The 5,307-nt window shown below is 73.0% G+C and carries 5 protein-coding genes; 1 reads left to right on the plus strand and 4 read right to left on the minus strand.

Annotation, left to right across the window (positions count from 1 at the left end):
• From ACFTZL_RS40470 to ACFTZL_RS40485, 4 genes are all read right to left on the minus strand, one after another.
• Positions 1–454: PTS sugar transporter subunit IIA (locus tag ACFTZL_RS40470; protein ID WP_382594236.1), on the minus strand; the 454-nt coding region annotated here is incomplete at its 3' end.
• Positions 455–599: 145 nt separating this feature from the next.
• Positions 600–1,547: a 1-phosphofructokinase gene (pfkB, locus tag ACFTZL_RS40475; RefSeq protein ID WP_382594239.1), complete on the minus strand. Its 948-nt coding sequence runs from the start codon at positions 1,545–1,547 to the stop codon at positions 600–602.
• Positions 1,544–2,305 carry a DeoR/GlpR family DNA-binding transcription regulator gene (locus ACFTZL_RS40480; RefSeq protein ID WP_382594242.1) on the minus strand — a complete coding sequence of 254 codons (762 nt, stop codon included), beginning with the start codon at positions 2,303–2,305 and terminating at the stop codon, positions 1,544–1,546. Before ACFTZL_RS40480 ends, pfkB begins: the two co-directional genes overlap by 4 nt.
• Before the next feature lie 155 nt (positions 2,306–2,460).
• Complete coding sequence (locus ACFTZL_RS40485) at positions 2,461–3,966, minus strand: MFS transporter (RefSeq protein ID WP_382594245.1); 1,506 nt, start codon at positions 3,964–3,966, stop codon at positions 2,461–2,463.
• 62 nt (positions 3,967–4,028) lie between these two features.
• Here ACFTZL_RS40485 and ACFTZL_RS40490 point away from each other — a divergent pair, with 62 nt between their 5' ends.
• The gene (locus ACFTZL_RS40490; protein WP_382594247.1) at positions 4,029–5,012 is read left to right on the plus strand and encodes a helix-turn-helix transcriptional regulator; all 984 of its coding nucleotides are present in this window, start codon (positions 4,029–4,031) and stop codon (positions 5,010–5,012) included.
• The last annotated feature ends 295 nt before the right edge of the window (positions 5,013–5,307 follow it).

Here is a 5,307-nt window from a genome sequence, read left to right on the forward strand (position 1 = left end):
CGGAGGAGTCGGGCTCATCGCCCCGGATCAGCGCCGCCGCGGCCGCCGCGTCGCCCGCCGAGCGCAGCGCGTCGGTGAACTCCGTGTTCATGAGCTGCCGGGCCAGCGACGACAGGATCGTCAGATGGGCGTCGTCGGCGCCGGCCGGCGCGGCGATCAGGAAGATCAGGTCGGCGGGGCCGTCCGTCGCGCCGAAGTCGATGCCGTCGGAGCTGCGCCCGAAGGCGAGCGTCGGCTCGGTGACGTGCTCGCTGCGGCAGTGCGGGATGCCGATGCCGCCGTCGAGGCCGGTCGGCATCTGGGCCTCGCGGGCGGCCACGTCGGCGAGGAAGCCGTCCAGGTCGGTCACCCGGCCCAGGGCCACCATGCGCTCGGCGAGGGCGCGCGCCGCCGCCTCCTTGGTGTCCGCGGACAGGTCGAGATCGACCAGGTCCGCCGTGATCATGTCGCTCATCGCGGGCTCCTTAGCACGCGTATCGCCCGGTCAGCGGGGTGGGCGGGGGTGGGAACGGGGGTGCGGTGGGGGGTGACGAGGGTGGAGGCGGGGAGTAACGGGGAGGTCCGCCGCTCGGGGTCCGGTCGGCACGGCTCGGGATACGTCATGACGCCGGCTCCTTCAGCACTCGGTCCGCCGGGACCTCCGCCGTGACCGTCACCGCCGCCGGGTCCAGGTCACCCGGCGTCGGCATGACGCTGCCGGGCAACTGGACGGCCGCCGCTCCATGGGCGACCGCGGAGGCGAGGGCGTCCGGGCCGCTGCCGCCTGCGATCAGGAAGCCGGCGAGGGAGGAGTCGCCGGCGCCGACGTTGCTGCGGACGGTGTCCACACGGGCGCTGCCGAACCAGGCGCCCTCGTCGGACACCAGCAGCTGCCCATCGGCGCCGAGGCTCGCGAGCACGGCCCGGGCGCCCATCGCGCGCAGTTCCTCGGCCGCCTTCACGGCGTCGCCGACGGTGGCGAGGGGGCGGCCGACGGCCCCGGCGAGTTCCTCGGCGTTCGGCTTGACCACGTCGGGCCGTTCGCTCAGCGCCTCCAGCAACGCGGGCCCGGAGGTGTCCAGGGCGATCCGGGCACCGGCGGCGTGCGCGCGGGCGACCAGTTCGGCGTACCAGGAGGGGGCGAGGCCGCGCGGGAGGCTGCCGCAGCAGGCGATCCAGGCGGCGTCGCCGGACTGCTGCCGTACGGTCTCCAGGAGCAGTTCGCGCTCGGCCTCGGACAGTTCCGGACCCGGTGCGTTGATCTTCGTCAGGACGCCGTCGGCCTCGGCGAGGGCGATGTTGGAGCGGGTGGCACCGGTGACCGGGACCGGCGCGACCTCGATGCCCTGCGCGTCGAGCAGGTCGGCGACGAGCGCGCCCGGGGCGCCGCCCAGGGGCAGGACCGCCACGGTGCGCTGTCCGGCCGCGGCGACCGCGCGCGAGACGTTCACGCCCTTGCCGCCCGGGTCCATCCGCTCGCCGGTGGCGCGGATGACCTCGCCGCGGTCGAGGGACGGCACCTCGTAGGTGCGGTCCAGTGACGGGTTGGGGGTGACGGTGAGGATCATGCGCGCACTACTTCCGTGCCGCCGCGCTCGATGGCGACGGCGTCTTCGGGGCTCAGCCCGCTGTCGGTGATCAGCAGGTCCACATCGCTCAGGTCGCCGAAGCGGGCGAAGTGCTCCTGGCCGTGCTTGGAGGAGTCGGCGATCAGGACCACCCGGCGGGCGGCGGCCACGGCCGCGCGCTTCACGGCGGCCTCGGCGAGGTCGGGGGTGGTCAGACCGTGTTCGGCGGAGAAGCCGTTGGCGGCCACGAACAGCACATCGGCGCGGATCTCGCCGTATGCCCTGAGCGCCCAGGCGTCCACGGCGGCGCGCGTGCGGTGCCGCACGCGCCCTCCGATGAGGTGGAGCTGGATGCCGGGGTGGTCGGCCAGGCGGGCCGCGATGGGCAGGCTGTGCGTGACGACGGTGAGGGAGGCCTCCAGCGGGAGCGCGGCGGCCATCTTGGCCACCGTCGTACCGGCGTCGAGGATCATCGTGCCCTCGCTCGGCAGTTCCGCGAGGGCCGCCTTGGCGATGCGGTCCTTCTCGTCGGCCGCCGCGGTCTCGCGCTCGGCGAGGTCCGGCTCGAAGTCGAGACGCCCGACCGGGATGGCCCCGCCGTGCACCCGGCGGACGAGGCCGGCGCGGTCGAGGGCCTTCAGATCCCGGCGGATCGTCTCCGCCGTCACCTGGAACTCCTCGGCCAGCGACACGACATCCACTCGGCCGCCGTCACGGGCGAGCCGGAGGATCTCCTGCTGCCGCTCCGGTGCGTACATGTCTGTTTCGCCTCCGCCTCATGCCCGAACGTGTGGTTTCAGCGGGAGGCTACGCCGAGATTTCTGGGAAGTAAACAGGTTCGGGCCTAATCGGGCATGATCGGAAACAGAAACGAGCCCGGCACCCTTGGAGGTGCCGGGCCCGTACCCGGGTGTCAGACCAGCGCCGGTTCCTTCCCCTCCGCCGGCAGCGCCTCACCCTCCACGTGCTGCGCCGGCCGCTTCGGCAGGGCGAACATCAGCAGGAAGATGACGGCCATCACCGCGGCCACCCAACCGAGCGCGTTCTCGAAGGCGTCGGCGAAGGCCGGTCCCACCTGGTCGGGGCGCAGGTGGTCGCTGATCGACCCGAAGAACACGACCGACACCAGCCCGAGCCCGAGCGCGTTGCCCATCTGCTGCACGGTGTTGATCAGGCCGGAGGCCGAGCCGGAGTGCTCGCGCGGCACCCCGGAGAGGACCGCGTCGGTCAGCGGCGCGACGATCAGGCCCATGCCGACGCCCATCACGACCAGCGGCAGAGCCATCTGCCAGGGGGCGATGGCGAGGCCGTAGTGCCCGGACTCCCAGATGTAGAGCAGCACCCCGGCCGCCATCACCAGCGCGCCCGCCTGGAGCACCTTGCGTCCGAAGCGCGGGACCAGCATCTGCACCGACATCCCCGCGGCCGCGGACACGGCGATCGAGAACGGCACCCCGGTCAGCCCGGCCTTCAACGGGCTCCAGCCCAGCCCGAACTGCATGTACAGCGTCCACACCAGGAAGAAGATGCCGAGCGCGACCCCGAAGACCGTCTGCACGGCGATCCCGGCCGCGAAGCTCTTGACCCGGAACAGCGACAGCTCGACCAGCGGGGAGCCGTCCCGTGCGCTCTTGCGCCTCTCGTACGCCACCAGCGCCGCGAGGACGACGAGCGACCCGGCCATCGAGACGTACCCCCACAGCGGCCAGCCCAGCTCACGGCCGCGGATGAGCGGGTAGAGCAGCATCAGCAGGCCCAGCGTCACGAGCGCGACGCCCACCAGGTCCAGCTTCAGGGCCTTCGGCGCCTTGGACTCGGTGATGAACCGGCTGCCGAGGATCAGGCCCGCGACACCCACGGGCAGGTTGATCAGGAAGATCGAACGCCACTCCCACCCGAACAGGTTCCACTCGGTGAGCAGCGCGCCCAGCAGCGGACCGGACACGGCCCCGAGACCGACGACCGCGCCGAACAGCCCGAACACCTTGCCCCGTTCGTGCGCCGGGAAGGTCGCGTGCACGATCGACAGCACCTGCGGCACCATCAGCGCCGCCATACCGCCCTGCAGGAACCGCGAGGCCACCAGCATCTCCGGGTTCACCGCGAGGCCGCACAGCGCGGAGGCGACGGTGAAGCCGCCGATGCCGACGAGGAAGATCCGCTTGCGGCCGTGGATGTCGCCGAGCCGACCGCCGGTGATCAGCCCGGCGGCGAAGGCGAGGGCGTATCCGGCGGTGATCCACTGGATCTCGCTGAAGGACGCGCCCGCCTCCCGCTGGATCGACGGGATGGCGATGTTGACGATCGTGACGTCGACGAGGTCCATGAAAGCCGCGGTCATCACGATCGCGAGGGCGAACCAACGGCGGCGGTCGGTCCCGCCGCCCGTGGTGCCGAGGGTGGTGTCGGTGGAGGTCATGCTTCGAAACTAGGGGGTCATTAGGTCAGATTGTGTCCTAGTGGTGCGGCATCCTCGTCGGTATGACGACGGACACACCGGCCCGGCTGCTCACGCTGCTCTCCCTCCTCCAGACGCCCCGCGAATGGCCCGGCGGCGAGCTCGCCGACCGGCTCCGGGTCTCCCGCCGCACGGTCCGGCGGGACATCGACCGGCTGCGCGAACTGGGCTACCCCGTGCAGGCGACCAAGGGTGCCGACGGCGGCTACCGACTGGTCGCCGGCAAGGCCATGCCGCCGCTCGTCCTCGACGACGAGGAGGCCGTGGCCATCGCGGTCGGGCTCCGCGCCGGGGCGGGGCACGCGGTGGAGGGCCTGGACGAGGCGTCGGTGCGGGCACTGGCCAAGCTGGAGCAGGTGCTGCCGGGCCGGCTGCGCCACCGCGTGACCACCCTGCAGGCCGCGACCATGCCGCTGACCAGCGGGGACGGCCCGAGCATCGCACCCGAGACGCTGACCGTGATGGCCTCGACGGTGGCCGGGCACGAGCGGCTGCGGTTCGCCTACCGGGCGGCGGACGGCACCGGGTCACGGCGTCTGACGGAGCCGTACCGGCTGGTCTCGACGGGCCGCCGCTGGTACCTCGTGGCCTACGACATCGACCGCGACGACTGGCGTACGTTCCGCGTCGACCGGGTGAGCGAACCGTTCGCCACGGGGGCCCGGTTCGTACCGCGCGAGCTGCCGACGGGGAGCGCGGCGGAGTTCCTGCGGCAGTCGATGCAACGGCAGCACCAGACCTACGACTTCGAGGTCACCTTCGCCGCACCGGCCGGCTTCGTCGCCGCCCGCTTGCCGAAGTGGCTGGGCACGCCCGAGGCGTTGGACGACAGCAGTTGCCGGCTGCGGGGATCGGCAGGGGACCAGGTGCAGTGGGTGGCGTTCCGGCTGGCGATGCTGGAGTGCGACTTCGTGGTCCGGGAGCCCGCGGAACTCGTGCGGGCCGTACGGGAGTTGGGGGCACGGCTGAGCAAGGCGGCCGGGGACGGGGACGCCGGCGGGGCGTGACCCTGGCCGCTCAAGTGCACACCGGCGGGACGCGCTCCCGGCGCTCAAGCGCAGGCCGTCGGAGCGGGGCTCCGGCACTCAGGCGCACGCCCGCGGAGCGTGACCCCGGCGCTCAGGCGCACGCCGGCGGGACGCGCTCCCGGCGCTCAAGCGCAGGCCGTCGGAGCGTGACCCCGGCACTCAGGCGCACGCCCGCGGGACGTGACCCCGGCGCTCAGGCGCACGCCGGCGGGACGCGCTCCCGGCGCTCAAGCGCAGGCCGTCGGAGCGTGACCCCGGCACTCAGGCGCACGCC

The organism is Streptomyces sp. NPDC056948, from assembly GCF_042674225.1.
In the GTDB taxonomy this organism is placed as follows: Bacteria; Actinomycetota; Actinomycetes; order Streptomycetales; family Streptomycetaceae; genus Streptomyces; species Streptomyces purpurascens.

What these genes read in the sequence shown, in the direction of transcription:
- pfkB (WP_382594239.1), bottom strand. Translation starts at nt 1,547, where the DNA reads ATGATCCTCACCGTCACCCCCAACCCGTCACTGGACCGCACCTACGAG.
- ACFTZL_RS40480 (WP_382594242.1), bottom strand. Translation starts at nt 2,305, where the DNA reads ATGTACGCACCGGAGCGGCAGCAGGAGATCCTCCGGCTCGCCCGTGAC.
- ACFTZL_RS40485 (WP_382594245.1), bottom strand. Translation starts at nt 3,966, where the DNA reads ATGACCTCCACCGACACCACCCTCGGCACCACGGGCGGCGGGACCGAC.
- ACFTZL_RS40490 (WP_382594247.1), top strand. Translation starts at nt 4,029, where the DNA reads ATGACGACGGACACACCGGCCCGGCTGCTCACGCTGCTCTCCCTCCTC.